Below are 23,109 nucleotides of genomic sequence, written 5' to 3'. Positions count from 1 at the left end.
GCAGGCAGCGCAAAATGTGCTGCTTATTTGGGCAGAATAAAAACATGCGTTTCGAAGAATCTTCGCGTAATATAGCGGAACACAGCAAGGATCTTCGCAAAATGTCGCTGGACGAAACAGATCGTCGCATTCTCTCGGTGCTTCAAAAGCAGGGGCGCATCTCCAACGCGGACCTGTCGGAGCGGGTGAACCTGTCGGCCTCGGCCTGCCACCGCAGGGTGCAGCGGCTGGAGGCGGAGGGCTATATCCGCGACTATGTCGCGCTTCTGGATGCGCGCAAGATGAACGTGCCGTCGACGGTGTTTGTCGAGATCACGCTGCAGGGCCAGGCGGATGAGGTGCTGGACGCCTTCGAGAAGGCGGTGGCGCGGATCCCGGACGTGCTGGAGTGCCACCTGATGGCGGGGACCGCGGACTACATCCTCAAGGTGGTGGCGGAGAACACCGAGGATTTCGCCCGCATCCACCGCCAGCATCTGGCGCGGCTGCCGGGGGTGGCGCAGATGCAGTCGAGCTTTGCCCTGCGGACGGTGTTCAAGACCACGGCGCTGCCGGTCTGAGGCGGGATTTCGGGTGGTGGCACGCGTGCACCCCCTGTGCACCGGCTTGGGTGGCAATCAGGCCGGGCCGGGGTAGGTGAACAGCAGGAGGTGGGTGAGGTTGAACGCGAAATGCATCATCACCGGCACCCGGAACCGGCCCGCCCCCCAGTAGCCCAGCCCGCAGGCGAGCCCCAAAAACGTTGCGAATGCGGCCACCGCAGGCCCGGCGCCGATATGGGCGAGGCCGAACAGCAGACTGGCGGTGGCGATGCCCGCGGCTGGCCCGAAGCGGCGGCAAAGGCCCTGCTGCAGGTAGCCGCGGAAGAAGGCCTCCTCTGCCAGGCAGGTGAGCAGCAGGTTTGAGGCCATCCACAGGAGGGTCCACTCGGGCAGGCCGGGGTCCAGTCGCAGCGCGCCCGTCAGCAGGGCCAGCGGCAGCAACGCGGCGAGCAGCAGCAGGCCAGCGGCCAAGGCGGGGCGCCCCGCCGGGTCATTGCGTTGCAGCAGGGCGGGCCAGGCCAGCAGCAGTGAGAAGAACACCAGCGGTTTGTCGATGTTCAGATGCAGCGAGTAGGGGGCGCTGGCGGGGGTGGCCCGGACCTGGTCGAGGACAGACAGGTTCTGCACCCCCGGCAGCAGATGCGCGCCAAGGGCCAGCGACCACAGCACCAGCACGGCGTGGCCGATCAGCCCGGCGGGCCCGCGGGTTCTGGGAATGAAGGCGGCAAACAGCAAGCCTGTAACCAGCGCCATCAGCGCCAGCGGCGTCAGATGCCCGGACGCAACCGCGGCCCCGGCAAAGGCCGCAAGCAGGGCGAAGGCCAGCCCGCGCCGCCCGGCCCAGCCCGCGGTAAGCGCCGCCATCAGGATCAGCCAGGGCCAGGTTTGGGGCAGGGAGGTCAGAACAAAGCTCATGGCTGCAGATAATCCGCTCATCCGCCTGGTTTCCAGCGGGTTGTGCAGGTGGCCCGCGGCTTTTGCGCTTGAACCCGGCCGGGAATTCCGCTTGCCTTGGAGAAGGATGCTGCCGCGAGGCCATCAGGGGCCGGCGGTGCAGATGCAACCGCCAGCCGCCCGGCCCCCCGCGTGACATCACTCCGTCATATGGCGCTGCTAGAAGGCGGCGTTTGCACCACCTGACAAGGAAGGAACCCGTCTGTGACCCGCGAATATGAGACCGCCTCTCTGGACTGGCTGGAAGCGGAACTGCAGGACACGCTGGACGAAGACATCGAGATCGAGTTTTCCGAGCCGATGCTGAGCCAGGAGATCCGCAAGATCTACCGCGAGCAGCACCCGGAGATGCTCGACCGGCAGGTCTATTTCCGCAACCTCTTGCGGCTGCAGGCGGAGCTGATCAAGGTGCAGGACTGGGTGCAGCACACCGGCGCCAAGGTCTGTATCCTGTTCGAGGGCCGCGATGCGGCGGGCAAGGGCGGGGTGATCAAGCGGATCACCCAGCGGCTGGACCCGCGGGTGGCGCGGGTGGTGGCGCTGCCGGCGCCTAACCGCCGCGAGCAGAGCCAATGGTTCTTCCAGCGCTACGTGCCGCATCTGCCGGCAGGCGGCGAGATCGTGCTGTTCGACCGCTCCTGGTACAACCGCGCCGGCGTCGAGCGGGTGATGGGTTTTGCCAGCGACGACCAGGTGGAACAGTTCTTTCAGGACGTTCCGGAATTCGAGCGGATGCTGGTGCGGTCGGGCATCATCCTGCTGAAATACTGGTTCTCGATCACGGACGAGGAACAGCAGCTGCGGTTCATGATGCGCATCCACGACCCGATGAAGCAGTGGAAGCTGTCGCCGATGGACCTGGAAAGCCGGATCCGCTGGGAACAGTACACCAAGGCCAAGGAGGAGATGTTCAAGCGCACCAACATCCCCGAGGCCCCCTGGTATATCGTCGAGGGCAACGACAAGAAGCGCGAGCGGCTGAACTGCATTGAGCACCTGCTGACCAAGATCCCCTATGAAGAGGTGCCGGGCGAGAAGGTGGATCTGCCGGACCGAAAGTACAACCCGGACTATGAACGCCAGGTTCTGCCGGATGAGCTGTATGTGCCGAAGATTTACTGAGGGCTGATGCAAATGCTGAAAGGGGCGCGCCGCGGCGCGCCCCTTTGCTGTTTGCCCGGTGGGGATGTCAGAACAGGAAATCGCCTGACTGAAGCTGCTGCTCGGTGATGCCTGCCAGCAGCATGCTGTCGCCGTCGCCGTCGGTGATCAGCACCCCGTCAGCGGTCTGGCGGGTATGGTTGCTCATCAGGTCGCTGTAGCTGCTGATGCCGGTGGCCGCGCCCAGATCGATGACCTCGCCGCTGGCGTTCGGGTTGAAGTCGGTGACGGTATCGCTGCCGCTGCTGAAGACGAAGATATCACCGCCGTTCTTGCCGGTCAGCCTGTCGTTGCCGCTGCCGCCGTCCAAGGTATCTTTACCATAGCCGCCAAACAGCTTGTCATTGCCGCTGCCGCCGTTCAGGTCGTCCGCGCCGCCGTTGCCGCGCAGGATGTCGTTGCCCGAACCGCCGTTCAGCCCGTCACTGCCGGCCTTGCCCAGCAGTTTGTCGCGGCCGTCATTGCCGCTGAGGCTGTCGCCGCCGCTGCTGCCGGTCAGGGTGTCGTTGCCGGCCAGACCGTCCAGGCTGCCTGCGCTGCTGAGGGTCAAACTGTCATCGCCGGCGGTGGCGCCGCTGCCTGAGCCGCCGCCCGAACCGCCGGTGTCGAGCTGCAAGGGGGCGCTGGTCCTGGCGAAGTTCTGGGTCACCATCACCGCGTCCCAGCCGTTGAAGTTGCCCTGTTCGATGCCGATGCCGATCACCTCGACATTGGCGTTCAGGATGTTGGCGCGGTGGCCGGGGCTGTTCATCAGCGAATTGTGCAGGTCGATGACATCATCGGCCAGGCCGGGCGCGCCGCGCTCGCTTTGCCAGGCAATGTTTTCGGCCCAGGTCCAGCTGCCGGAAAAGACAAAGCCTGCGTCTTCCATGCGGTCGCCTGCGCTGGAGCCGCCCGCGCCGGTGTGGGAAAACACATCCTGCTGCAGCATCCATTCGCTGTGATCTTCGGAGGAATCGTTCAGCCGCAGCTCCAGCTGAACCGGGTTCAGCCCGCGCGAGGTGCGCTCTGCGTTGATCAGCTCGAGCATTTGCCGCTCGAGATCGCTTGCCTGTGACATCGTTTACTGCTCCGTGAGTGTTGCGCAGTCCGGTTACCGGAAACTGGCGGGGCCGGAAGCTCAGGGCCGGGAAAAGGCGGATTTACGGCAAAGCTCTGCCCGAAGTGCAGGGATGGGTACGCGGATTCCTGCGCGTTGCAGCTGTCTGGCGGCCTGGCGCCGGGGTCATGGCGGGCCGGGCGGAGGCCCGCCGCAAGGATCGGCAGCCGAATGGTAAGAGATTCGGCAGCGGCGCGGGCGGCAGGCTGGCGGGGCCGGCAGTTGGGAAAAGCGCCCGGACGCCGCCGGGGGGTGGCAGCGTCCGGAAGAAAGGGAAACCCGGGAGGCGAGCCTTGTTTGCAGGGACCAAGACCGGCGCCGGTAATCGGGGGGAAGCGCCGCCTGCCCAGGGTTTCAGGAAACCGGGTGTTCCAAGCCCGGCCGGCGGGGCAAGGGTTAGGGAAACGCAACCGGCCTGCCCAGCCGTGCTCTCTTAATAGCAGAGAGGCGGCATGAAATACACCCTAAAGATGTAATTCGAATTAATTCGCTATCGTTGCCTGTGCGCCTTTGGGTGCAACCCGCTAGGCCAGGGCGGGGCGCGGAGCTAGCCGAACGGGGTGCCGAAAATGACAAACCCCCGGGCGGGGCCGCGGGGGTCGTCTGAACGTATGTTCCGGCGGATCGGGAAGACCTGCCTTAGTGCTGTCCAAAGCTGGAGAGCCAGGTGTGCTTACAGCAGACCTTCGCGCTGGGCTTTCTTGCGTGCCAGTTTACGGGCACGGCGGATCGCTTCAGCTTTCTCGCGCGCTTTTTTCTCGGACGGCTTTTCGAAATGTTGCTTGAGCTTCATTTCGCGGAAGACGCCTTCACGCTGCAGCTTTTTCTTCAGGGCACGGAGCGCCTGATCGACGTTGTTGTCGCGAACACTAACCTGCATGTGGTATTCACCACCTTTCTAAGTTTTGAGTTGCAAGGAAATTGCAGGAAGTGGCCGTATAGCAAAGCGCGTATATTTTGTCTAGTAGGGTGTCAGGACGCTGCCAGCGGGAGGCTGAGATGAGTGAAGACCACGATCACGCACAGGATGACATCAAGGAAAAGCTGCTGGACGCGGCATTGATGCATGTGCCGTTTGACGGCTGGTCAGAGGTGACCTTCCGCGCCGCCTGCCACGATGCCGGCGTGCCGGAGGTGCTGGCCCATGCGGTGTGCCCGCGCGGCGGCGTCGATCTGGCGCTGGCCTATCACGCGCGCGGCGATTCGCGGATGCTGGAGCGGCTGGAGAGCGAGGACCTGTCGGGGCTCAGGTTCCGCGACAAGGTGGCGGCAGCGGTGCGCTTCCGGCTGGAGGCGGTCGATGACAAGGAAGCGGTGCGCCGCGGCACCACCCTTTTGACCCTGCCGCAATACGCAGGCGACGGCGTCAAGGCGATCTGGAACACCTGCGATCTGATCTGGGAGGCGCTGGGCGACGGCTCGGATGATCTGAACTGGTACACCAAGCGCGCTTCGCTGGCCGGTGTCTATTCCGCCACCGTGCTCTACTGGCTGGGCGATGACAGCCTGGACCACCAGGCGACCTGGGACTTCCTCGACCGGCGCATCGACAATGTGATGGATTTCGAGAAGCTCAAAGCCGGGCTGCAGAAGAACCCGCTGCTGAAACCCCTGCTGGCCGGGCCGAACTGGCTGGCGGAGCAGATCAAGCCGCCGAAGGCGCGCGATGATTTGCCGGGGTCGCTGAACCCGCGGCGGTAAGACCGTATCAGCCGGGCGGACTTGCCGCCTGCCGCTGGATGCAAAACTTGCTTCACCGGCCCGCGGGTGCTGCTGTGGACAGATTGCCGCTGTCATTCCAGAATTGGTGCCAAGCTCCCTTTGCTTGGCGTTCCAATCGGAAAGGAAGACCTATGGCGGATATATTTCAGTCGCTCGATCAGCTCGACAGTGAAAAACTGCAGATGGTCGTTGACCGTCTTGAGTACCGGGGAACCTATCCGGCGTTTGTCGCCATGCGCGAACGGTACTTTGACTCCTTGCCGCTGGAGCAGTGCCGTGAAGTGCTCGACATGGGGTGCGGAACCGGCGTAGTCACGCGGGCCTTGGCCGAAAGACTTACTGACGAGGCAAGTCTGACAGGGACCGACTTCTCCGCCGGGCTTATCGAGGTGGCCCGCCGCCTGGCAGCCGCAGAAGGCCTCGGCGGCCGGATCTCTTTCGAAGTTGCCGACAGTCACGGCACCAGGGAAAACCAGAACCAGTATGACCTCGTCGTAATGCATACACTGCTCAGCCACGTCACCAGCCCTGCCCAGGTCTTGAAGGAGGCCGCCCGCGTGACCGCGCCCGGAGGCCATGTCGTGGTCTTTGATGGCGACTACGCATCAATCACATTCGGCGCCGGCGATCCGGACTTGAACGATGCAGCGCTGCAGGCTCTGTTGAAGACAGTTGTTGCCCACCCGCGTGCGATGCGCCAGTTCCCCGAACTGGTCCCCGTGGCAGGACTGGAACTGGTGGGTTTTCTGCCTGAGATTCTCGCCGAGGCAGGCAAGGCGGAGTTTTTCGAGAGCATGCTGGACAGCTACAGGCCTTCGATGGTGGCGGCGGGGCATATCGGCGAAGAGGACGCACGGCGGTGGTCGGAGACGCATCACGCTGCCTCTGAGGCGGGAACCTTTTTCGGATCCTGCAACTTCGTGTCCTATATCCTGCGCAAGCCCTGACAACGGGGAAACCGTCCTGCTGATAAAGGGTCCCCGGACCGGGCTGTCCGCAAAGCGCACCAACTGCGGCGCCTTTGCTGTTTGCGCGCATCGGGGCTGATGCTAGGCAAGAGGCAAGGATCAGGAGGAAATCAGCCGATGACAGAGATGATGCGCGCGGTGGAGATCACCAAACCCGGCGGGCCGGAGGTGCTGCAGCTGTGTGAGCGCCCGGTGCCGCAGGCGGGCCATGGCGAGGTGGTGATCAAGGTGGCCTATGCCGGTGTGAACCGCCCCGATGCGCTGCAGCGCGCAGGTGCTTATGATCCGCCCAAGGGCGCCAGCGACCTGCCGGGGCTGGAGGCCTCGGGCGAGGTTGTGGCGGTGGGCGCAGGCGTCAGCGGCATCGCGGCGGGCGATCAGGTCTGCGCGCTGCTGCCCGGCGGCGGCTATGCGGAGTACGTGGCAACGCCCGCGGCCCATTGCCTGCCGGTGCCTGCGGGGCTGGACCTGAAACAGGCGGCCTGCCTGCCGGAAACCTTCTTTACCGTCTGGTCCAACGTTTTCACCCGCGGCGGGCTGAAAGCCGGGGAGCGGTTCCTGGTGCATGGCGGCTCATCCGGCATCGGCACCACCGCGATCCAGCTGGCCAAGGCGTTCGGTGCGCGGGTGTTTGCCACCGCGGGGTCGGATGAGAAATGCCAGGCCTGCCTGGATCTGGGCGCGGAGCGGGCGATCAACTACCGCGACGAGGATTTCGTCAAGGTGCTGCGGGACGAGGGCGGCGCCGATCTGGTGCTGGACATGGTTGGCGGCGACTACATACCGCGCAACGTCAAGGCGATGGCCGAGGACGGGCGGCTGGTGCAGATCGCCTTTCTGCAAGGGCCGAAGGTGGAGCTGAACTTTGCCCTGATGATGGTCAAGCGGCTGACCCTGACCGGTTCCACCCTGCGTCCGCAAAGCGATCTGGCCAAGGCGCAGATCGCTCAGGACCTGCGCGAAGCGGTCTGGCCGCTGATCGAGGCGGGCAAGGTGGCGCCGGTGATGGACAGCGAGTTCGCGCTGGAGGAAGCGGCAGCGGCCCACGCCCGGATGGAAAGCTCCGGCCATATCGGCAAGATCGTTCTGAAGGTCGGCTGATCTTCAGGGATGGCGTTCTGAAGAGGGCCGGCCTTGGTGCCGGCCCTTTTTTCGTGCTGTCTGCCGCGGCCTTAATCCACTGCGCGCCGGTACAGGTGCCAGGTCGCGTGCCCTAGCACCGGAACGACGATGATCAGCCCGGCCAGGAAGGGGATCGATCCGACGGCTATCGAGGCGCCGACAATAACGCCCCAGGTCATGCAGACCAACGGATTCTTGCGCAGCACCTTGATCGAGGTTGCCACCGCCACCGGCAGGCCCACATGGCGGTCCATCAGCAGCGGGAAGGACACCAGGCTCATCGCCAGAGCGGCAAAGGCAAAGACCGCGCCGACTGCGCTGCCGGTGATGGCCATGATCCAGCCCTCGCGGGTGGTTAGAACAGCGGCGGCGAAGCTGGCGATCGATTCCGGCGGCTCCGGCCCCAGGGTGCGGCTGTAGATCATGTCGGCTGCCACCAGCCAGATGATGAACAGCGCCGCCAGATACAGGCCGAGCACCAGAATGGCGCCGAATGCGGGCGAGCGGATGACGCCAAAGGCATCCATCCAGCGCGGTTCGAATCCGGCTTCGCGGCGCGACGACATCTCGTAAAGCCCGACCGCGGCCACCGGCCCCAGAATTGCAAAGCCCATGATCATCGGCACGATCAGGGGCAGGAGGTTCATCGACAGACTCATCACGATCAGGGCAATGCCGATGATCGGGTAAAACAGCACCAGGAACATGGCGTCGCTGCGGCAGGCGGCAAAATCCTCCAGCCCTGCGGCCAGCGAGTGGATGATGTCGTCCATGGTCAGCTTGCGCGCCTTGGGCATCGACTTAACGCCGTCGCTGCCCATTTCGCCCACGGTTTCGCTGATATGATGCCCGGTGGTCTCTGCACCCTGCAGAAGCCAGCTGAGCGGGTTACCGATTGTTTTTGCCATGCGCTTCCTCCTTCTCGCTGACCAAAACGGAAGTGCCGTTCAGGCAGGGCCGGGCGCGGCACGTGGGCTTATTGTAGCACGAAACGCGGCAAAGTCCGCTTCACAGGCCATTTACCGCCGTGAAACCGGGGAGGGCGCTTGGCAACGGCCGCTGGCGGGACCGGAAAGCGGAGGTGGCAGGCAAGTTTGCGCATGGGTTCAGGCGTGTGGAAATGCGGGCTGTTTCGGGCTTGCGGCACCAACTGCGTGGAAAGGCCGGAGGGCTGCCGGCCGGGCGGAGGTTTCCGGCCTAGTTCATCCCTCTCAGGCGGGCGAGAACCTCATCAACGGCGTCCACTTCCGTTTGGCAAAGCAGGTTCGTGACCTGTGTGTGGCGGCCCCCGACGAACGTCTGGACATAGTGGCCGCGCCAATCGGCTCCAGAGCATTTTTTCAGGAATAGCTGGTCGTTGCCGCTGTAGTTGATGTGATGGCGGGCAAAGGAGAACTCGCGGTAGTTCGACCTGAACTCCGCCACGTCTGTGAAGGGCGAGAAGCCTTTGAAACCCTGAGCCAGAAAAGGATCCTCGAAATAGACAGACTCGCGGTTTTCCTCCCGGAAGAAGACCTCCAGGCGGCCGGAGTGATCAAGCACGTATTCAAAGATCAAGGAAGCCTCAGCTGGAAGACTGCTGCTGCGCCCGTTCTTCATGCCGGATTGGGACCCGTCCGAGGCGACATAGTGGCTGCCATCCGCAAGACAGGTAATGCGGCCTGCGATCAGGCCGTCCTGCGCAGAAGATGGTGCCGCAGCAACAGACAGCAGAAGGGAAACGAGAACCCTCATCTTAGTTTCTCCTGCGCATACCTTATCAAATTTGCGCTGGAATGTCATTGGCGCGGCGCGGGCGTCCTGCAGGCTCAGCGGATTGGCGCAAAGTGCGCGTTCTTCAGCGTGCAGTCCCTGATCGCGTCCCGGCCGCAGGGCACCGGCTCCAGCGCTTTGGACAGGCAGATGCGGGCCTCCTGGATGGCGCCCTTCCGGCAGGTGATGGTGAGGCTGTCGGGGCTGAGTTGCGGATTGTCCTCGAGAAAGGCCTCCTCCACCACCGCGGCAGGCAGGGTGACGGGTTTGTCCAGCTTGCGGAACACCGCGGGGCGGGTGACGCGGCCATAGGCTTCGCGCATTAGAGTGTAGTAGGCCTGCGCGCTAAGGCCGGAGCAGGTGCCGTGTTTCTTCCACTGGTGCCAGGCGAGGCCTGGGCTGCCCATGATGTCTGCCATCCCGCGGCTCATGGCGCGGCTCGGCGGCGCCTCGGCGCTGCGGCAGTAGCTGGGCCAGCCGCGGTGGTACTGCGGCCAAAGCCCGTGCAGCGTCCAGCCATGGTCATGGCGGGCATCGCACTGGTCGGCGCCCCGGGCGTCGCCCTCCTGCGCGCACCAGTTCGGCGACCAGCTGAGCGACAGCACGTAATAGTCGAAGTCGCCGACCTGTTCGCCGTCCGCTGCGGCAAACGTGGCCCAACCGGCCAGAACGGCGGCAAACTCCAGCAATAACTTGCGCATTGGCCTCTTTCCTTATGCAATGAAGCCGACTATATAGGTCGCAAGTTCCCCGACAACGGAAACCTGCCCCGGATCGCCGGGGACGCCATTTCAGGCGGCGGGAGAGATGTATCCGGGGACCAGAGGTGTTTTAAGGAGATGAGCACATGGCAAAACCGTTGATGGCCAAGGCAACCGCCGTGTGGCTGGTGGACAATACCACGATCAGCTTCAAGCAGATTGCCGATTTCGTGGGCATGCACGAGCTGGAGATCCAGGGCATTGCCGACGGCGAAGTGGCGGTGGGCGTCAAGGGCTTTGACCCGGTGGCCAACAACCAGCTGACCCAGGACGAGATCGACAAGGCGCAGGCCAATCCGCTGCACAAGCTGAAGCTCAAGTTCAACCCGGCCGCAGCCGGCGAGGAAAAGCGCCGCGGCCCGCGCTACACCCCGCTGTCCAAGCGCCAGGACCGCCCCAACTCGATCCTGTGGCTGGTCAAGTTCCACCCGGAACTGTCGGACGGCCAGATCGCCAAGCTGGTGGGCACCACCAAGCCGACCATCCAGTCGATCCGCGAGCGCACCCACTGGAACATCGCCAACATGCAGCCGATCGACCCGGTTGCGCTGGGCCTGTGCAAACAGTCCGAGCTGGATGCGGCAGTCCAGAAGGCGGCAGCCAAGAAAGCAGCCGAAGGCGGCGTGATGAGCGACGACGAGCGCCGCAAGCTGGTCTCCACCGAGCAGTCGCTGGAGATGGAAGCCGAGCCGAAGATCCCGACCGCCATCGAAGGTCTGGAAACCTTCACCCTGGGCGGTGGCTCCAGCGCGGAAGACGAGAAGAAGGAAGACGACATCCTGGATGCCGACAGCTTCTTCAACCTTCCTGCCGGCAGCGATGACGACGAGGACGAAGAGGACAACCGGTACTGATCCGGGCCTGCCGGCCGGGCCGGCAAGCGCTAAATCATTAAAAAGCCGCAAATCCGATGCTCCGGATTTGCGGCTTTTTCTGTTAGAATTGAGTCCCAACCTTACAAGATGTTGACTGCGCGCCGGTTATTCGCGCAGCATGATGTTGCGGTGCAGCCGTGTTCCTGGCTGCCCGCAGGTTCGAGCACACGGAAAGCGCCCCCTGCCAGAAGGGGGCGGGCCGCGCTGCGACGGGGACGCAAAAGTTACTGAGTATTGCCAGCGGTCCTGCCTGGGAAGCCGGTCCGCGCAGGGATGGCAGGAGTATTGGTTATGGACGCATCGGGGGCGGCGGCGCTTGGCGAAAGAGGCCGCTTGAATCTGGGAGAGCTGGCAGCCTTGAACGGCCGGCAATTCTGTCAGGCATTTGTGGATCAGCTGGCACGGGGCTTCGGCGCCGATCTTGTCACTGTGGGCGAGCTTCAGCCCGGCGGGGGCGGCAGCATCCGGGTGCTGGCCAGCTGGTTCGACGGGCTGCAGCTGGGGGACTTCGAATACGACATGCGCGCGACGCCGTGCCACGATGTGGTGCAGAGCGGTGGCCCGCAGGTGTTCCTGCGGCAGGTGCAGGAGCGCTATCCCGAAAACGGGATGTTTGCCGAGGAAGGCATTCAGGCCTTTGCCGGACTGGCCCTGAAGAACGCTGCGGGCCGCACCGCCGGCCTGGTGCAGGCGGCCTGGCGCCGCGAAATCGGCGCTGGCCTGGCGGCGGAGATCACCGCTCAGATGCAGCAGTTCGCCCCGCGGCTGGGGGCGGAAATTGCCGGGCTGCAGACGCAGGCCGCGCTGGCGGCGCTGGCCAGGGGGCCGGGCAGCACATCGCCGCGCGCGGCCTTCCGCCAGCTGGCGGCGCAGCTGCAGGGCGCGCTGGGCGTGCGCACGGCCTTCATCGCCGAAAACACAGCAAGCCGGCCGGACCGGTTCCGGGTGCTGGCCTGCTGCACGGGCGGGCAGGCGGAGGCGGCGCTGGAGGACAGCCTTGTGGCTTACGCGGGCCGCCCCTGCGCCTTTCTGAAGGAGGGCGAGCGGTTCCTGGCACCGGAGGGGCTGCAGCAGGCGTTCCCGGCGCAGGCACAGTTCCGCGAGCAGGGCCTGCAGTCCTACCTCGGGGTGCCGCTGCGGGATGCCGAGGGGCAGATGATTGGCCATTTTGCGCTGCTGCACAGCCGGGAAATCCGCCTGGAGCCAAGTGAAAACAGCCTAGTGGAAGTGTTTGCCGCGCGGATCGCTCTGGAGCTGCGCCGCCGCCGGGCGGAGCGGCGGCGGCGCCAGGCAGAGCAGGCGCTGCTGCTGCGGCACAAGAGCGAAAGCCTGGGGCTGCTGGCGGGCACCATTGCGCATGAGTTCAATAATCTGCTGGCCTCGATGCAGGGCCGCAGCGAGCTGGCGCTGGCGCATCTGGGGGCGGCGCATCCGGCGCAGGCCCATGTCGCGGCGGTGGAGGAGGGGCTGCAGGCTTCGGCCCGGCTGATGCGGCAGCTGCTGGGCTATGCCAGGGGCGGCGGCAATCCGCAGCCGGAGGCATGCGACCTGAACTGCATCGTGCGCGATGCGCTGGCGCTGGTGCCGGTGGAGTGCCGGCTGGGCAAGGCGGTGGTGCTGGACCTGGCGGAGGGGGAACTGACGGCGCAGATGGATCCGGCGCAGGCGGGCCGGCTGCTGATGCAGGCGGTGCTGAATGCGGTGGAGGCGATCGGCCCGGGCGCGGGCACTGTCACGGTCGCCACCCGGCGCATCAGCCTGTCCGCAGCGGAACGCCGCCGCCTGTTGAAGGGGCGCAGAATGGCCCCAGGCCCCTGCCTGCTGCTGGAGGTGCGCGACACCGGCCACGGCATGGGCCGCGACACCCTGGCCCGGATGTTCGATCCCTTCTTCACCACCAAGCCCGGCGGCCGCGGCCTGGGGCTGGCGGCGGTGCTGGGGATCATCAGCCGTCACCGCGGCGGGCTGGCGGTAGACAGCCGCGAAGGCGGCGGCAGCACCTTCCGCTTCTACTTTCCGGCCTGCACGGCAACGGCGCCGCCGCCCCCCCGGGCAGCGGCTGCTGCGGCGCCGCCGCGCCGGGAGCAGCGGCGGCGGATCCTGGTGGTTGATGATGAGGACACCGTGCGCCGGGCTGTTGCGGGCTTGCTGCAGCTGCGCGGCTGCGAAGTGGCGCAGGCGGACGGCTATGACGCGGCGCTGGCGCTGCTGCAGGCGCAGGGGCCGTTTGACGGCGCAGTGATCGACATGAGCATGCCGGGCCGCGGCGGCTGGGAGACGCTGGCGCGGCTCCTGGATATGCAGCCTGGCCTGAACGCGGTGATGATGAGCGGCTTTGCCTTCAGCGCCGCGGAGGCCGGTTTCCCGGAGCTGGAGGGCGTGCAGGTGCTGGACAAGCCCTTCACCCGCGAAAAGCTCTACAAGGCGCTGTTCCGCTAGCGGCCTGCCGCCGGGCGGCGGCGCCTATCCGGCGGGCGCCTGTTCCAGCAGCCAGGCCCGGACCCGCTCGATCCGGCTGGTGCCGGCCTTGGCCTGCGGGGTCAGCAGGTAATAGGCGCTGGCGGGGGTGCAACGGTGCGGGTGGGCCAGGGCCAGCGTGCTATCCGCCAGTTCGCGTTTCACCAGCAGCTCCGGCAGGATGGCGACCCCGTGACCGTATTTCACCGCGTCGATCAGCATCTCGAACTGGCTGAACAGCGGCCCGGTGGGGCGGGCGGGCAGTGCCTGTTCCTGATCCTCGAACCAGATCTGCCAGCTGAGCGGGCGGGTGGTGTGCTGCAGCGCCGGATGCTCCAGCAGCCGGGCGGCGTCCTGCAGCGGTGCCTCCAGCAGGCCGGGCGCCGCCACCGCCACAAGGGTTTCCGGCATCAAGAGGTCGGCGCGGAAGCCGGGCCAAGGCGGATCTCCCTGCACGATGGCCAGATCCACCAGGCTGGCATCAACCTGCGCATTGTCCAGATAGGTGATGGTGTTGACCGTCAGCCGTGGCTGGTCCTGCGCCAGCCGCGCCAGTTGCGGCATCAGCCAGCGGCTGCCCAGCGTCGGATAGGTGCCGATGTTGAGCGCGCCATACGGATTGTCGCGGGTGCGCAGCCGGTAAAACGTGGCCTCCAGCGCCTCCAACTGCGGCGCCAGCTCCTGCAGCAGCATCCCGCCCGCGCCGGTCAGCTGCACCCGCTGGCGTTCGCGCTTGAACAGGGTCTGGCCGGTCTGCGCCTCCAGCCCCTGGATCTGGCGGCTGAAGGCGCTTTGCGACAGGTTCATCGCACGGGCGCCTGCGGCAAAGCTGCCGGAGCGGGCGGCGGCCTCGAAACACAGCAGGGCGGAGATGGGCGGGATCTTGCGGCGCATGAGGATACCCTGCCAGGTGTTGCAAATTTTGCAACATGCATTGCGAAAGCCCGGCTTTATTTTGGGAAAACAGCCTGCGACCATGGCGCTGAATGCATCACCACTCACGATAAGCACGAAAATTTGGGAGCGCGCGGCATGACATTTGTTCCGCAGATCAACGACGCCGATGCCGGGTCCGTGGCCCGGGCCATGCAAACCATGCCCGATTCCGCCACAGTGGCGGAGTTTGTGCCTGGGCCGGGCATCCAGCGGCTGGAGCTGAAGTTTGACGTCCGGCTGCTGCAGGAGGCGCTGGCGGAGTGCCTGCGCCGCGAGGAGTTCATGGGCGGCATGCAGGACCAGGGATTTGCCGCGCTGCCGCTGACCCAGCGCCCGGGGCAGACCGAGTGGACCGCCAACGACCTGTCGGGCCGCTACTGGCTGCGCGCCGACGACCGTTATGTCGAGGAGCCGCGCGAGGATCTGGTGCCGGAGGTGGAGTTCTGCGAGTTCAATCCGAAGTTTGCGGGCACCTATTTCGAGCATGTGCATGCCGAGCTGGCGAAACGCTTTCCGATCGGGCGCACGCGGGTGCTGTCCAAGGGCCTTTATAACTGCAACTCCTGGCACCGCGACCCGGAGCCGCGGCTGCATATCCCGGTGCTCACCAACCCCGGTTCCCTGTTTATCGTCAATCATCACGTCACCCACTTGCCAGCGGACGGCTCGGTCTATTTCACTGACACCCGCGGCTATCACACCGCATTGAACGGAGGCGAAACCCGGCGCGTCCACATCGTGGCGGCGCTGGCTTATGAGCAGGTGACGGAATGAGCCAATACACAGGGCTGGCGGGCGCAGGGCGCGATGGACCCCTTTGCGATCTGCGCAGCGATACGGTGACGCGGCCCGATGCGGGCATGCTGCAGGCGATGGCTGCGGCAGAGCTGGGCGATGACGTCTTTGGCGAAGACCCTTCGGTCAACCACCTGGAGGCGGAGCTGGCCGAGCGTCTGGGCAAGGAGGCCTGCCTTTTCCTCCCCACAGGCACGATGAGCAATTTTACCGCCCTGCTGGCCCATTGCCAGCGCGGCGAGGAGGTGATCTGCGGCCGCGGTTATCACGTTTACGCCTATGAGGCCGCGGGCGCGTCGGTGCTGGGCGGCATTGCCCTGTGCCCGGTGGCGGTGCGCGCGGACGGGGCGCTGGACCCGGCGGAGATAAGGGCTGCGGTGAAGGAGGATGATCCGCACCTGCCCATCAGCCGCCTGTTGTCACTGGAGAACACCCATAACGGGCTCGCGGTGCCGCTGGCGGATATGGCCGCGGCGGCAGAGGCCGGGCGGGCCGCAGGGCTTTCCGTGCATCTGGACGGGGCGCGGTTCTTCAATGCGATCACCGCGCTGGGGTGCACGGAAACAGATCTGGCCGGGCTGGCCGATACGGTCTCGGTCTGCCTGTCCAAGGGGCTGGGCACGCCTGCGGGATCGGTGCTGGCCGGGCCTGCGGATCTGATCGCCAAGGCGCGGCGCTGGCGCAAGATGCTGGGCGGCGGCATGCGGCAGGCGGGGGTGCTGGCTGCCGCCGGGCTTTATGCGCTGGAGCACAACGCGGGGCGGCTGGCAGAGGATCACGCGCGCGCGGCGGAATTGGCTGATGTGTTGCGGGGCTTGGGCGCGGGCGAGGTCGTGCAGGCCACCAACATGGTGTTCTTCACACCCGCTGACGGGCGCAATGATGATCTGCGGGCGCATCTGGCGGCAGAGGGCGTGGCAATCGGCGGCAGCAGCTCCGGCGCCATCCGTTTGGTGCTGCACAAGGATGTGGAGGATGCTGCGCTGGCGCAGGCGTTGCAGGGGCTGAAAAGCTTCTACGCCTGAAGAACGCAGGACCGCTGCAACACTAGGGCCGCGCCGTCAGATTTCCTTGCGTGCGCTGAGTGCCGCGGAAATGGTGCCGTCATCGAGGTAATCCAGCTCGCCGCCGATCGGCACGCCCTGGGCGAGGGAGGTCAGTTTCACCTGCCCCTGCAGCTGGTCGGCGATGTAGTGGGCGGTGGTCTGGCCGTCGATGGTGGCATTGAGGGCCAGGATCACCTCGCGGACGCCCTCGGTCGCCACCCGGTCGATCAGCCGCGGGATGCGCAGATCCTCCGGCCCCACTGCATCCAGCGCCGAGAGCGTGCCGCCGAGCACATGGTAACGGCCCTTGAACACGCCCGAGCGTTCCATTGCCCAGAGGTCGGCCACATCCTCGACCACGCACAGCTCGCCGTTGCCGCGCACCTCGTCGGTGCAGATCGGGCAGATCTCGCTGGTGCCCACGTTGCCGCAGTTAAGGCATTCGCGGGCTGTCGCGGCCACCTCGCTCATCACATCCGCCAGGGGCGTCAGCAGCAGTGCCCGCTTGCGGATCAGATGCAGCACCGCACGCCGGGCCGAGCGCGGTCCCAGCCCCGGCAGCTTGGCCATCAGGGCAATCAGGTCTTCGATGTTGGTGGTGGAGTTCTTGATCATGCCGCGGGCCTTAGGGTTCCTTGCCATATAGGCCACCCGGGGCCACGGAGCGCAAGGGCCGTGCGGTAAAATGTTCGGGGTTTGTTTTTCTGGCGCCCCGGGGGTATGCCTTGCCTGAAAATGCGGAGGGTTCGGGATGGGCGGCGAGATAGCGCGGGAAGCAGGAATTTCTCCCCAGTTGCGTTTCGGTCGGCTGACGGAGGTAACGCCGCAGGAAATTGCCCGCCACATGTCAGACCCGCGGATGGCGGAGCATATGCCGTTGCTGACCGGGGCATGGGATGAGGCCGCGGCGAGGGATTTCGTGGACTCCAAGGAGGCCTGCTGGCAGCGCGACGGGCTGGGCCATTGGGCTTGCTTGCGCGGTGATGCTTACCTTGGCTGGGGCGGCTTCCAGAAAGAGGGGGATGAGTGGGATTTCGGGCTGGTGCTGCGCCCGGACTGCTTCGGCCTTGGCCCCGCCATCGCCCGCAAGGCGCTGGAATTTGCCCGCGCGGACGCGCGTATCCCCTATGTCACCTTCCTGCTGCCGCCGACACGGCGGCATCTGCGGCCGCTGATGCGGCTTGGGGCGGTGCAGACCGGGGCGGTGCAATACGAGGGGCAGCGGTTTTTGAAGTTCCGGCTGGAGACGGGCTGAGACGGGCAAAAGAAAAGGCGGCTCCTGACGGGCCGCCTTTTGCAGGGGAATTTCGTGCAGCTCAGAACGGCAGCTTGATGTCCTTGGGCAGGCCCATGCTTTCAGTCAGCTTGGCCATTTCTTCCTGCGCCTTTTCCGCCGCCTTGGCCTGGGCGTCCTTGATGGCGGCCAGGATCAGGTCCTCGACCACTTCCTTGTCGTCGCCGTTGAAGATCGACGGGTCGATGTCCAGCGCCTTGAGGTCGCCCTTGGCAGACGCGGTTGCCTTGACCAAGCCGGCGCCGGCCTCGCCGGTCACCATGACGTTGTGCAGGTCTTCCTGCATCTGCGCCATCTTGGTTTGCAGTTCCTGTGCCGATTTCATCATCTTGGCCATGTCGCCAAGACCGCCGAGGCCTTTGAGCATGTGGTTTCTCCTGAGATTCCGAGTTTGGGGCACAGATACGGGCCGCGGGACCGCGAAACAAGGGGCAGGATTGTCTTCGTGGAGCGGTTTAGCGCTCTTTCGCCCGTCCGATAGGCCGGGCAGCGCCCGTCCCCTCCCCCCATCAAACCGAAGGTTTGCCTCCGGCAAAACGGTGGCGGGCGCTTCGCTTCCCGCCCCGCCGGGACGGGCGCTGCCCTAAGTGGCTGAAAAAATCAGTTCTTTGAGGCGGAGGGAGTGCCAAGCCAACCGCAGTAAAGCTTTAACCGTCCTCGAACGGATCCCATTCGTCCTCCACCTCGGGCAGGGCCTCGGCGGCAACCTCGGCGGCCAGTTCCTCGGGCGTGCGGATGCGGGTGATCTTGGCCTTGGGAAAGCTTTCCAGCACCGCCTGCACCAGCGGATGCGCCGTGGCCTTCTCGCGCAGGGCGTTCTCGGCCGCGTCGCGGACCTCGGCAATGGTGGGCGCATCGCCGTCCGGCGCGATAGACACCACCCAGCGCGCGCCGGTCCAAGTCTGCAGCGCCGAGCCGAGCCGGGCGGCCAGGTCGCGCGGTGCTTGGGCCGAGGGGGTGAATTCGATCCGCCCGGGCTGGTAGGAGACCAGCCGCACGCCGGTTTCCACTTCGACCAGCAGTTTCACGTCGCGGTTCACCCGGATCAGTTCGACCACATGTTCAAAGGACGGATAACGGGCCAGCGCGGAGCTGACCTGAGGTGCCAGCGCCGCCACCGTGCCGCCGCCGCCATGGGCTACCGGCGCGCCGCCTTGCGGGCCGCCGTGCGGCGCAGCGCCAGCGGGTGCGCCGCCGCCAAGCGCCGGGGCGCCCATGCCCTGCATCGGCACACCGCCGCCGGGGCCGCCGGGACCGGGGGGCGGCGGAGGCGGGGTGTCCTGCAGCTTGCGGATCAGCTCTTCGGGGCTCGGCAGGTCGGCCACATGGGTGAGGCGGATCACCGCCATTTCGGCGGCCATCATCGCGTTCGGTGCGGCGGCCACTTCCTCCAGCGCTTTCAAGAGCATCTGCCACATGCGGGTCAGCACCCGCATCGCCAGCGCCTCGGCCATTGCTTGCCCGCGGGCGCGCTCATCGGGGCTGACAGTGGGGTCCTCTGCCGCGTCCGGGGTGATCTTCACGACTGAGACCCAATGGGTGATCTCCGCCAGATCGCGCAGCACTGCCAGCGGGTCGGCGCCCTCTGCATATTGCGCGCTGAGCTCGGTCAGCGCCGCCGCCGCATCGCCGCGCAGGATCATGTCCATCAGGTCCAGCACCCGGCCGCGGTCGGCAAGGCCCAGCATGGCGCGGACCTGATCGGCGGTGGTCTCACCGGCGCCGTGGGAAATCGCCTGATCCAAGAGCGAGGTCGCATCCCGGGCGGAGCCTTCGGCGGCGCGGGTGATAAGCGCCAGCGCGTCCTCGGCAATCTCGGCGCCCTCGGCGGCGGCGATCTTGCGCAACAGGGCGATCATCACCTCCGGTTCGATCCGGCGCAGGTCGAAGCGCTGGCAGCGCGACAGCACCGTCACCGGCACCTTGCGGATCTCGGTGGTGGCGAAGATGAATTTCACATGCGCAGGCGGCTCCTCCAGCGTCTTCAGCAGCGCGTTGAAGGCGGAGGTCGACAGCATGTGAACTTCGTCGATGATGTAGATCTTGTAGCGGGCCGAAGCGGCGCGGTACTGCACCGAGTCGATGATCTCGCGGATGTCGTTGACACCGGTGCGCGAGGCCGCGTCCATCTCCATCACGTCGACATGGCGGCCTTCCATGATCGCCACGCAATGCTCGCACTTGCCGCAGGGATCGGTGGTGGGGCCGCCCTGGCCGTCCTCGCCAACGCAGTTCATGCCCTTGGCTATGATCCGGGCGGTGGTGGTCTTACCGGTGCCGCGGATGCCGGTCATGATGAAGGCCTGGGCGATGCGGTCGGCGGCAAAGGCGTTCTTCAGCGTCCGCACCATCGCATCCTGGCCCACCAGATCGGCAAAGGTTTCGGGCCGGTATTTGCGGGCCAGAACCTGGTATTGGGATTGGGTGGTGCCGCTGGGAGTATCGTTCATGGTGTCTCGTGCCGGATTCGGTTTGCGGGGGGCGCTGCGTTCCGCGCAGGGTATTGAAGCGCAGCCCGTTCGTCCACCGCAGATGGCAGCATTCCCCGGGCAGTAAAAGCGCTTTGGCTTTGCGCGGTTAGCGGCTAGGCTGAGGGGGAGGGGAAAAAGCGGGGGAAGTGCAGGAACGCAGCGTCCAGGGAGGCGGTATGCGAACTGAAGACACTTCAAAGCCTGCCGTGCAGGAAACTGCGGCGCAGGCCGGCCTGACCATCCACGCGCTGTCAGCAGGCGGCGGCATCCTGGCGCTGTGCCGGCTGCCGGGCGGCGAGGGCGATTACCGCAGCGACCTGATCCAGATCTATCAATGGAGGCCGGGGCTGGTGATCTCGATGACCACGGAGGCCGAGCACGTCGCCGCCGGAGTGCCGCGGCTGGGCGTCGATATCCAAAGCATGGCCAGCCGCTGGATCCATCTGCCGGTGCCGGATTTCCAGGTGCCGCCGCCCGGTGTGAACGCAAAATGGGCTGCCGCCAGCAAATCGGCGCGGCAGGCGCTGGCGGGCGGCGGCCGGGTGCTGGTGCATTGCAGGGGCGGCTGCGGCCGGTCCGGCATGGCGGTGATGCGGCTGATGATCGAATGCGGCGAGGACCCGGCGCAGGCGCTGGCGCGGCTGCGCTCGGTGCGGCCCTGCGCGGTGGAGACCGACGAACAGCTGGACTGGGCCTGCGACGGCAGCAAGGCCTGTTAGGCTGGTTTCATTCTAAACGTTCTGCCCGGCTGACAGGCCGGGCAGCATCCGTCCCCTTCGAAAAGGGGTGCTGCCGTTGCCGTGATGCCAAACCTTGGGGTGCCTTGCCTACAGCGCCAGCATCTGCTCGGCCTGGCGCGCCTCTGCCGTCTTTGGCAGCGCCTCCATCAGCGCGCAGGGGCGGACGTCCAGCCGCGAGGCGGCAAAGCCGATGCCGTCGCGGCTGAGGATCGCATCGGCAAAGCGGTCCAGCCCGTCGCGCGGCGCCTCTTCGCCGACGCCGCAGAACAGCCGGATCCGGTCGTGGCTGGCGGCAAACTGCGCCGGGCAGTTGCGCGGGCAGCCGTCCAGCGCGGTGGTGCCGGTGATTTCGAAGTCCTCCTGGGTCAGCGGCTTGGCCTTGGTCATCGCCTCGGCCAGCTTGGCGATCATCCGCTCTGCCGCGGGGCAGGGCCGCCCCAGGTATTTGCAATCCGTTGCCGCATAGAAATGCGTCTGGTCCGTCCACATCATGTTAGCGCCCTCCGCGCGTGGCACGGGGGTCATGGCGACAAGAGACCGGATGAGATAGCGGAAGTCCCGCGCTGCCATCAGACCCTGTCCGGACACCCCGCCCGGGTTCGAGTTTCACTTCCGATGGCAGGTCTCCTGACTTGCGGGTCGTCGCTTTCCCGATCCTTCCCGGCCTATTCGGGCCAGTGGCTCTATCGGGGTCGCTCGCCGCTTACAGTTGCGGGGGCAGTCGCGGAGTTGGCCTTGCGCTGGGCGGGGCCGCACCGTGTTCCCTTTTCATCCCGGACACAAGATTCTGTGGCGCGGGAACCATCGCTACAAGCGGTAGCGGCTGGCCCCCCGAGTCGTCAATCGTTTTTCTGCGCCTGCAAGGCTGCGGGCCCGGGGGTGTGCATCTGCAGGTGCAAGCCCCGGATCACATCCGAATCGCGCCGCACCCGGGCCAGCTGCCAGCCGCCCTGCAGCAGGATATAGAAATTCTCTGCGGCTGCGCGGGCCTCGCGCTCGGCCAGGCCTAGACGCCGGGCATGGGCAGCGGTCTCGGTGATCCAGCCCTCGAACAGCTTGGCGGCGTGCTGGTGGAAGGCCTCGTTCTCCGGCCCCTCGAACAGGGTGGCGGAGACCGGGCAGCCGCTCCATTTTCCCTGTTTGTCGAACAGTTTGGCCAGCTTGTAGCAGACCGTCTTGGCGCCTTCCCGGAAGCTGGGCGCAGGGTCAAAGGAGGCGGCGATCAGCTCCAGCATCTGCTCGGAGGCCCAGTCCGCCGCGGCCAGGGCGAGGTCGGATTTGCCGTTCGGGAAATGGTGGTAGAGCGAGCCCTTGGGCGCCTCTGCCGCGGCCAGCAGTTCGGCCAGGCCGGTGCCGCTGTAACCCTTGTTGCGGAACAGGCCGGCAGCCGCGCGCAGCAGCCGCTCGCGGGTCGGGGCGGGGCTGTCCGGGCCGGGCTGGGGTGTCGTCACGTCAGTCATGGCGGCAGGTTGACAGCATTAGACCGATTGGTCCAGAGGTGGAGTAGACCAATCGGTCTAGGAGGGTGCCATGCTCGACAGCCATGTAGAACACACTGCGGATATCCGGGTGCAGGAGCTGCGCTTTGCCGCAGGCGATGCGGTGCTGGCCGGGCGGCTCTATCACCCGGCGGGACCGGCCAGGGCAGCGGTGGTGCTGAACGGCGCAACCGGGGTGCCGCAGGGCTATTACCGGCATTTTGCGCGCTGGCTGGCGGCAGAGCGGCAGATGGCCTGCCTGACCTATGACTACCGGGACTTTGGAGCCTCGGCGCGCATGCACCCGCGCCGGTCACAGGCCACCATGGCCGACTGGGCGCTGGCCGATCAGCCGGCCGCCCGGACAGAAATGCAGCGGCGCTATGCGGGCGTGCCGCTGCTGGTGATCGGCCATTCGCTGGGGGCAATGCTGATGCCCCTGCAGGATGGCCTGACGGACGTCGCCCGCATGATCGTGGTTGCGGGCGGCTTGGTGCATCACCACGATCATCCCTGGCCCTACCGCGCGCTGGCGCTGGCTTTCTGGTTCGGCCATGTGCCGCCGCTGGTCCGTGCCTTGGGCTACCTGCCCGGGCGCGCGGTGGGGTTCGGGGCCGATTTGCCGGCTGGCGTCTACTGGCAATGGCGGCGCTGGTGCACCACGCCGGGCAGCTACCTGCCGGAAACCGGCAGCAGCCTGCCGCAGCCGAAATGGCAGGGCAGCGGTATCCCGGTGGATCTGTTTGCGATGGCGGATGATGATGTGGTGCCGCCTGCCGCGGTCTGGCGGCTGGGCGATGTCTTTGGCGGCGTGCCGCAGCGCAGGGTGGTTCTGGACCCGCAAGAGGCAGGGGTGCGCAGGATCGGCCATCTGGGCGCCTTTGCCCTTGCCAATGCCGCCCTGTGGCCGAAGCTGGTGCCGCAGGCGTAGCGCAG

Annotated in this window: 24 protein-coding genes and 1 riboswitch; of the genes, 12 read left to right on the top strand and 12 right to left on the bottom strand. The window is 66.1% G+C overall.

Features of this window, described 5'->3' with window-relative positions; all coding sequences use genetic code 11:
- Nucleotides 1–101: 101 nt before the first annotated feature.
- The gene (locus tag LHL23_RS13590) at nucleotides 102–560 is read left to right on the top strand and encodes an Lrp/AsnC family transcriptional regulator (RefSeq protein WP_222479880.1); all 459 of its coding nucleotides are present in this window, start codon (nucleotides 102–104) and stop codon (nucleotides 558–560) included.
- A 57-nt stretch (nucleotides 561–617) separates the two neighbouring features.
- Here the strand turns inward: LHL23_RS13590 and LHL23_RS13585 are convergent, their stop codons facing one another.
- Nucleotides 618–1,457 (bottom strand): CPBP family intramembrane glutamic endopeptidase, encoded by an 840-nt coding sequence (locus LHL23_RS13585; RefSeq protein WP_226430251.1) that lies wholly within the window; start codon nucleotides 1,455–1,457, stop codon nucleotides 618–620.
- A gap of 243 nt (nucleotides 1,458–1,700) precedes the next feature.
- Between LHL23_RS13585 and ppk2 the strand changes: the two genes are divergently transcribed.
- On the top strand, nucleotides 1,701–2,618 hold the full coding sequence (ppk2, locus tag LHL23_RS13580) for a polyphosphate kinase 2 (RefSeq protein ID WP_222479876.1): 918 nt from the start codon (nucleotides 1,701–1,703) through the stop codon (nucleotides 2,616–2,618).
- A gap of 67 nt (nucleotides 2,619–2,685) precedes the next feature.
- Here ppk2 and LHL23_RS13575 read toward each other — a convergent pair whose 3' ends face one another.
- Together LHL23_RS13575 and rpsU are read right to left on the bottom strand one after the other, a co-directional pair.
- Entirely contained in the window at nucleotides 2,686–3,717 is a 1,032-nt protein-coding gene (locus LHL23_RS13575) for a CAP domain-containing protein (RefSeq protein WP_226430250.1), read from the bottom strand.
- Between the two features lie 712 nt (nucleotides 3,718–4,429).
- Nucleotides 4,430–4,636: a 30S ribosomal protein S21 gene (gene rpsU / locus LHL23_RS13570; RefSeq protein WP_005614280.1), complete on the bottom strand. Its 207-nt coding sequence runs from the start codon at nucleotides 4,634–4,636 to the stop codon at nucleotides 4,430–4,432.
- 119 nt (nucleotides 4,637–4,755) lie between these two features.
- Between rpsU and LHL23_RS13565 the strand changes: the two genes are divergently transcribed.
- The 3 genes from LHL23_RS13565 to LHL23_RS13555 all read left to right on the top strand — a co-directional run bounded on the left by LHL23_RS13565 (nucleotide 4,756) and on the right by LHL23_RS13555 (nucleotide 7,547).
- Nucleotides 4,756–5,457: a COQ9 family protein gene (locus LHL23_RS13565; RefSeq protein ID WP_226430249.1), complete on the top strand. Its 702-nt coding sequence runs from the start codon at nucleotides 4,756–4,758 to the stop codon at nucleotides 5,455–5,457.
- A 152-nt stretch (nucleotides 5,458–5,609) separates the two neighbouring features.
- Nucleotides 5,610–6,425, top strand: a complete 816-nt coding sequence (locus LHL23_RS13560; RefSeq protein WP_222479870.1) for a methyltransferase domain-containing protein — start codon at nucleotides 5,610–5,612, stop codon at nucleotides 6,423–6,425.
- 138 nt (nucleotides 6,426–6,563) lie between these two features.
- Entirely contained in the window at nucleotides 6,564–7,547 is a 984-nt protein-coding gene (locus LHL23_RS13555) for an NAD(P)H-quinone oxidoreductase (protein WP_226430248.1), read from the top strand.
- A gap of 71 nt (nucleotides 7,548–7,618) precedes the next feature.
- Here the strand turns inward: LHL23_RS13555 and LHL23_RS13550 are convergent, their stop codons facing one another.
- The 3 genes from LHL23_RS13550 to LHL23_RS13540 all read right to left on the bottom strand — a co-directional run bounded on the left by LHL23_RS13550 (nucleotide 7,619) and on the right by LHL23_RS13540 (nucleotide 10,021).
- Nucleotides 7,619–8,476 carry a DUF2189 domain-containing protein gene (locus tag LHL23_RS13550; protein ID WP_226430247.1) on the bottom strand — a complete coding sequence of 286 codons (858 nt, stop codon included), beginning with the start codon at nucleotides 8,474–8,476 and terminating at the stop codon, nucleotides 7,619–7,621.
- Between the two features lie 289 nt (nucleotides 8,477–8,765).
- Entirely contained in the window at nucleotides 8,766–9,302 is a 537-nt protein-coding gene (locus LHL23_RS13545; protein WP_226430246.1) for a hypothetical protein, read from the bottom strand.
- 74 nt (nucleotides 9,303–9,376) lie between these two features.
- Nucleotides 9,377–10,021 (bottom strand): ribonuclease T2, encoded by a 645-nt coding sequence (locus LHL23_RS13540; protein WP_226430245.1) that lies wholly within the window; start codon nucleotides 10,019–10,021, stop codon nucleotides 9,377–9,379.
- A gap of 146 nt (nucleotides 10,022–10,167) precedes the next feature.
- Between LHL23_RS13540 and LHL23_RS13535 the strand changes: the two genes are divergently transcribed.
- Together LHL23_RS13535 and LHL23_RS13530 are read left to right on the top strand one after the other, a co-directional pair.
- Entirely contained in the window at nucleotides 10,168–10,935 is a 768-nt protein-coding gene (locus LHL23_RS13535) for a DUF1013 domain-containing protein (RefSeq protein WP_222479860.1), read from the top strand.
- Nucleotides 10,936–11,247: 312 nt separating this feature from the next.
- On the top strand, nucleotides 11,248–13,395 hold the full coding sequence (locus LHL23_RS13530; RefSeq protein WP_226430244.1) for a hybrid sensor histidine kinase/response regulator: 2,148 nt from the start codon (nucleotides 11,248–11,250) through the stop codon (nucleotides 13,393–13,395).
- Between the two features lie 24 nt (nucleotides 13,396–13,419).
- Here the strand turns inward: LHL23_RS13530 and LHL23_RS13525 are convergent, their stop codons facing one another.
- A complete protein-coding gene (locus LHL23_RS13525) occupies nucleotides 13,420–14,307 on the bottom strand; it encodes a LysR substrate-binding domain-containing protein (RefSeq protein WP_226430243.1) in 888 nt (295 codons plus the stop codon).
- 138 nt (nucleotides 14,308–14,445) lie between these two features.
- Here LHL23_RS13525 and LHL23_RS13520 point away from each other — a divergent pair, with 138 nt between their 5' ends.
- Together LHL23_RS13520 and ltaE are read left to right on the top strand one after the other, a co-directional pair.
- Nucleotides 14,446–15,123, top strand: a complete 678-nt coding sequence (locus LHL23_RS13520; protein WP_226430242.1) for a hypothetical protein — start codon at nucleotides 14,446–14,448, stop codon at nucleotides 15,121–15,123.
- Entirely contained in the window at nucleotides 15,120–16,169 is a 1,050-nt protein-coding gene (gene ltaE / locus LHL23_RS13515; protein WP_226430241.1) for a low-specificity L-threonine aldolase, read from the top strand. Before LHL23_RS13520 ends, ltaE begins: the two co-directional genes overlap by 4 nt.
- A gap of 36 nt (nucleotides 16,170–16,205) precedes the next feature.
- On the opposite strand, the gene recR is transcribed toward ltaE, so the two are convergent.
- Entirely contained in the window at nucleotides 16,206–16,805 is a 600-nt protein-coding gene (gene recR / locus LHL23_RS13510; RefSeq protein WP_226430318.1) for a recombination mediator RecR, read from the bottom strand.
- A gap of 136 nt (nucleotides 16,806–16,941) precedes the next feature.
- On the opposite strand from recR, the gene LHL23_RS13505 reads away from it, so the two are divergent.
- A complete protein-coding gene (locus tag LHL23_RS13505; protein WP_226430240.1) occupies nucleotides 16,942–17,445 on the top strand; it encodes a GNAT family N-acetyltransferase in 504 nt (167 codons plus the stop codon).
- Nucleotides 17,446–17,506: 61 nt separating this feature from the next.
- Here LHL23_RS13505 and LHL23_RS13500 read toward each other — a convergent pair whose 3' ends face one another.
- Nucleotides 17,507–17,851 carry a YbaB/EbfC family nucleoid-associated protein gene (locus LHL23_RS13500; protein ID WP_222479849.1) on the bottom strand — a complete coding sequence of 115 codons (345 nt, stop codon included), beginning with the start codon at nucleotides 17,849–17,851 and terminating at the stop codon, nucleotides 17,507–17,509.
- 280 nt (nucleotides 17,852–18,131) lie between these two features.
- The gene (locus tag LHL23_RS13495; protein ID WP_226430317.1) at nucleotides 18,132–19,988 is read right to left on the bottom strand and encodes a DNA polymerase III subunit gamma/tau; all 1,857 of its coding nucleotides are present in this window, start codon (nucleotides 19,986–19,988) and stop codon (nucleotides 18,132–18,134) included.
- A gap of 143 nt (nucleotides 19,989–20,131) precedes the next feature.
- Here LHL23_RS13495 and LHL23_RS13490 point away from each other — a divergent pair, with 143 nt between their 5' ends.
- Entirely contained in the window at nucleotides 20,132–20,674 is a 543-nt protein-coding gene (locus LHL23_RS13490) for a protein-tyrosine phosphatase family protein (RefSeq protein WP_226430239.1), read from the top strand.
- Between the two features lie 108 nt (nucleotides 20,675–20,782).
- Here LHL23_RS13490 and LHL23_RS13485 read toward each other — a convergent pair whose 3' ends face one another.
- Nucleotides 20,783–21,187, bottom strand: a complete 405-nt coding sequence (locus tag LHL23_RS13485) for a hypothetical protein (RefSeq protein ID WP_226430238.1) — start codon at nucleotides 21,185–21,187, stop codon at nucleotides 20,783–20,785.
- Nucleotides 21,188–21,295: 108 nt separating this feature from the next.
- A riboswitch (cobalamin riboswitch) is annotated at nucleotides 21,296–21,516 on the bottom strand.
- 18 nt (nucleotides 21,517–21,534) lie between these two features.
- Nucleotides 21,535–22,155 carry a TetR/AcrR family transcriptional regulator gene (locus LHL23_RS13480; RefSeq protein ID WP_226430237.1) on the bottom strand — a complete coding sequence of 207 codons (621 nt, stop codon included), beginning with the start codon at nucleotides 22,153–22,155 and terminating at the stop codon, nucleotides 21,535–21,537.
- A 70-nt stretch (nucleotides 22,156–22,225) separates the two neighbouring features.
- Between LHL23_RS13480 and LHL23_RS13475 the strand changes: the two genes are divergently transcribed.
- Nucleotides 22,226–23,104 (top strand): alpha/beta hydrolase family protein, encoded by an 879-nt coding sequence (locus LHL23_RS13475; RefSeq protein ID WP_226430236.1) that lies wholly within the window; start codon nucleotides 22,226–22,228, stop codon nucleotides 23,102–23,104.
- Nucleotides 23,105–23,109 lie beyond the last annotated feature (5 nt).

The sequence above is a fragment of the Leisingera sp. McT4-56 genome, assembly GCF_020514995.1.
GTDB classification, from domain to species: Bacteria; Pseudomonadota; Alphaproteobacteria; order Rhodobacterales; family Rhodobacteraceae; genus Leisingera; species Leisingera aquaemixtae_A.
The sequence above is the reverse complement of the archived record's forward strand: the minus strand, read 5'-3'. Positions and strand labels throughout refer to the sequence as shown.

Coding starts and splice junctions, on each gene's coding strand:
- LHL23_RS13540 (WP_226430245.1), bottom strand. CDS start 10,021: ATGCGCAAGTTATTGCTGGAGTTTGCCGCCGTTCTGGCCGGTTGGGCC.
- LHL23_RS13590 (WP_222479880.1), top strand. CDS start 102: ATGTCGCTGGACGAAACAGATCGTCGCATTCTCTCGGTGCTTCAAAAG.
- LHL23_RS13560 (WP_222479870.1), top strand. CDS start 5,610: ATGGCGGATATATTTCAGTCGCTCGATCAGCTCGACAGTGAAAAACTG.
- LHL23_RS13565 (WP_226430249.1), top strand. CDS start 4,756: ATGAGTGAAGACCACGATCACGCACAGGATGACATCAAGGAAAAGCTG.
- LHL23_RS13480 (WP_226430237.1), bottom strand. CDS start 22,155: ATGACTGACGTGACGACACCCCAGCCCGGCCCGGACAGCCCCGCCCCG.
- LHL23_RS13520 (WP_226430242.1), top strand. CDS start 14,446: ATGACATTTGTTCCGCAGATCAACGACGCCGATGCCGGGTCCGTGGCC.
- LHL23_RS13505 (WP_226430240.1), top strand. CDS start 16,942: ATGGGCGGCGAGATAGCGCGGGAAGCAGGAATTTCTCCCCAGTTGCGT.
- recR (WP_226430318.1), bottom strand. CDS start 16,805: ATGATCAAGAACTCCACCACCAACATCGAAGACCTGATTGCCCTGATG.
- rpsU (WP_005614280.1), bottom strand. CDS start 4,636: ATGCAGGTTAGTGTTCGCGACAACAACGTCGATCAGGCGCTCCGTGCC.
- ltaE (WP_226430241.1), top strand. CDS start 15,120: ATGAGCCAATACACAGGGCTGGCGGGCGCAGGGCGCGATGGACCCCTT.
- LHL23_RS13535 (WP_222479860.1), top strand. CDS start 10,168: ATGGCAAAACCGTTGATGGCCAAGGCAACCGCCGTGTGGCTGGTGGAC.
- LHL23_RS13500 (WP_222479849.1), bottom strand. CDS start 17,851: ATGCTCAAAGGCCTCGGCGGTCTTGGCGACATGGCCAAGATGATGAAA.
- LHL23_RS13530 (WP_226430244.1), top strand. CDS start 11,248: ATGGACGCATCGGGGGCGGCGGCGCTTGGCGAAAGAGGCCGCTTGAAT.
- LHL23_RS13550 (WP_226430247.1), bottom strand. CDS start 8,476: ATGGCAAAAACAATCGGTAACCCGCTCAGCTGGCTTCTGCAGGGTGCA.
- LHL23_RS13490 (WP_226430239.1), top strand. CDS start 20,132: ATGCGAACTGAAGACACTTCAAAGCCTGCCGTGCAGGAAACTGCGGCG.
- LHL23_RS13545 (WP_226430246.1), bottom strand. CDS start 9,302: ATGAGGGTTCTCGTTTCCCTTCTGCTGTCTGTTGCTGCGGCACCATCT.
- LHL23_RS13475 (WP_226430236.1), top strand. CDS start 22,226: ATGCTCGACAGCCATGTAGAACACACTGCGGATATCCGGGTGCAGGAG.
- LHL23_RS13525 (WP_226430243.1), bottom strand. CDS start 14,307: ATGCGCCGCAAGATCCCGCCCATCTCCGCCCTGCTGTGTTTCGAGGCC.
- LHL23_RS13485 (WP_226430238.1), bottom strand. CDS start 21,187: ATGATGTGGACGGACCAGACGCATTTCTATGCGGCAACGGATTGCAAA.
- LHL23_RS13555 (WP_226430248.1), top strand. CDS start 6,564: ATGACAGAGATGATGCGCGCGGTGGAGATCACCAAACCCGGCGGGCCG.
- LHL23_RS13585 (WP_226430251.1), bottom strand. CDS start 1,457: ATGAGCTTTGTTCTGACCTCCCTGCCCCAAACCTGGCCCTGGCTGATC.
- LHL23_RS13575 (WP_226430250.1), bottom strand. CDS start 3,717: ATGTCACAGGCAAGCGATCTCGAGCGGCAAATGCTCGAGCTGATCAAC.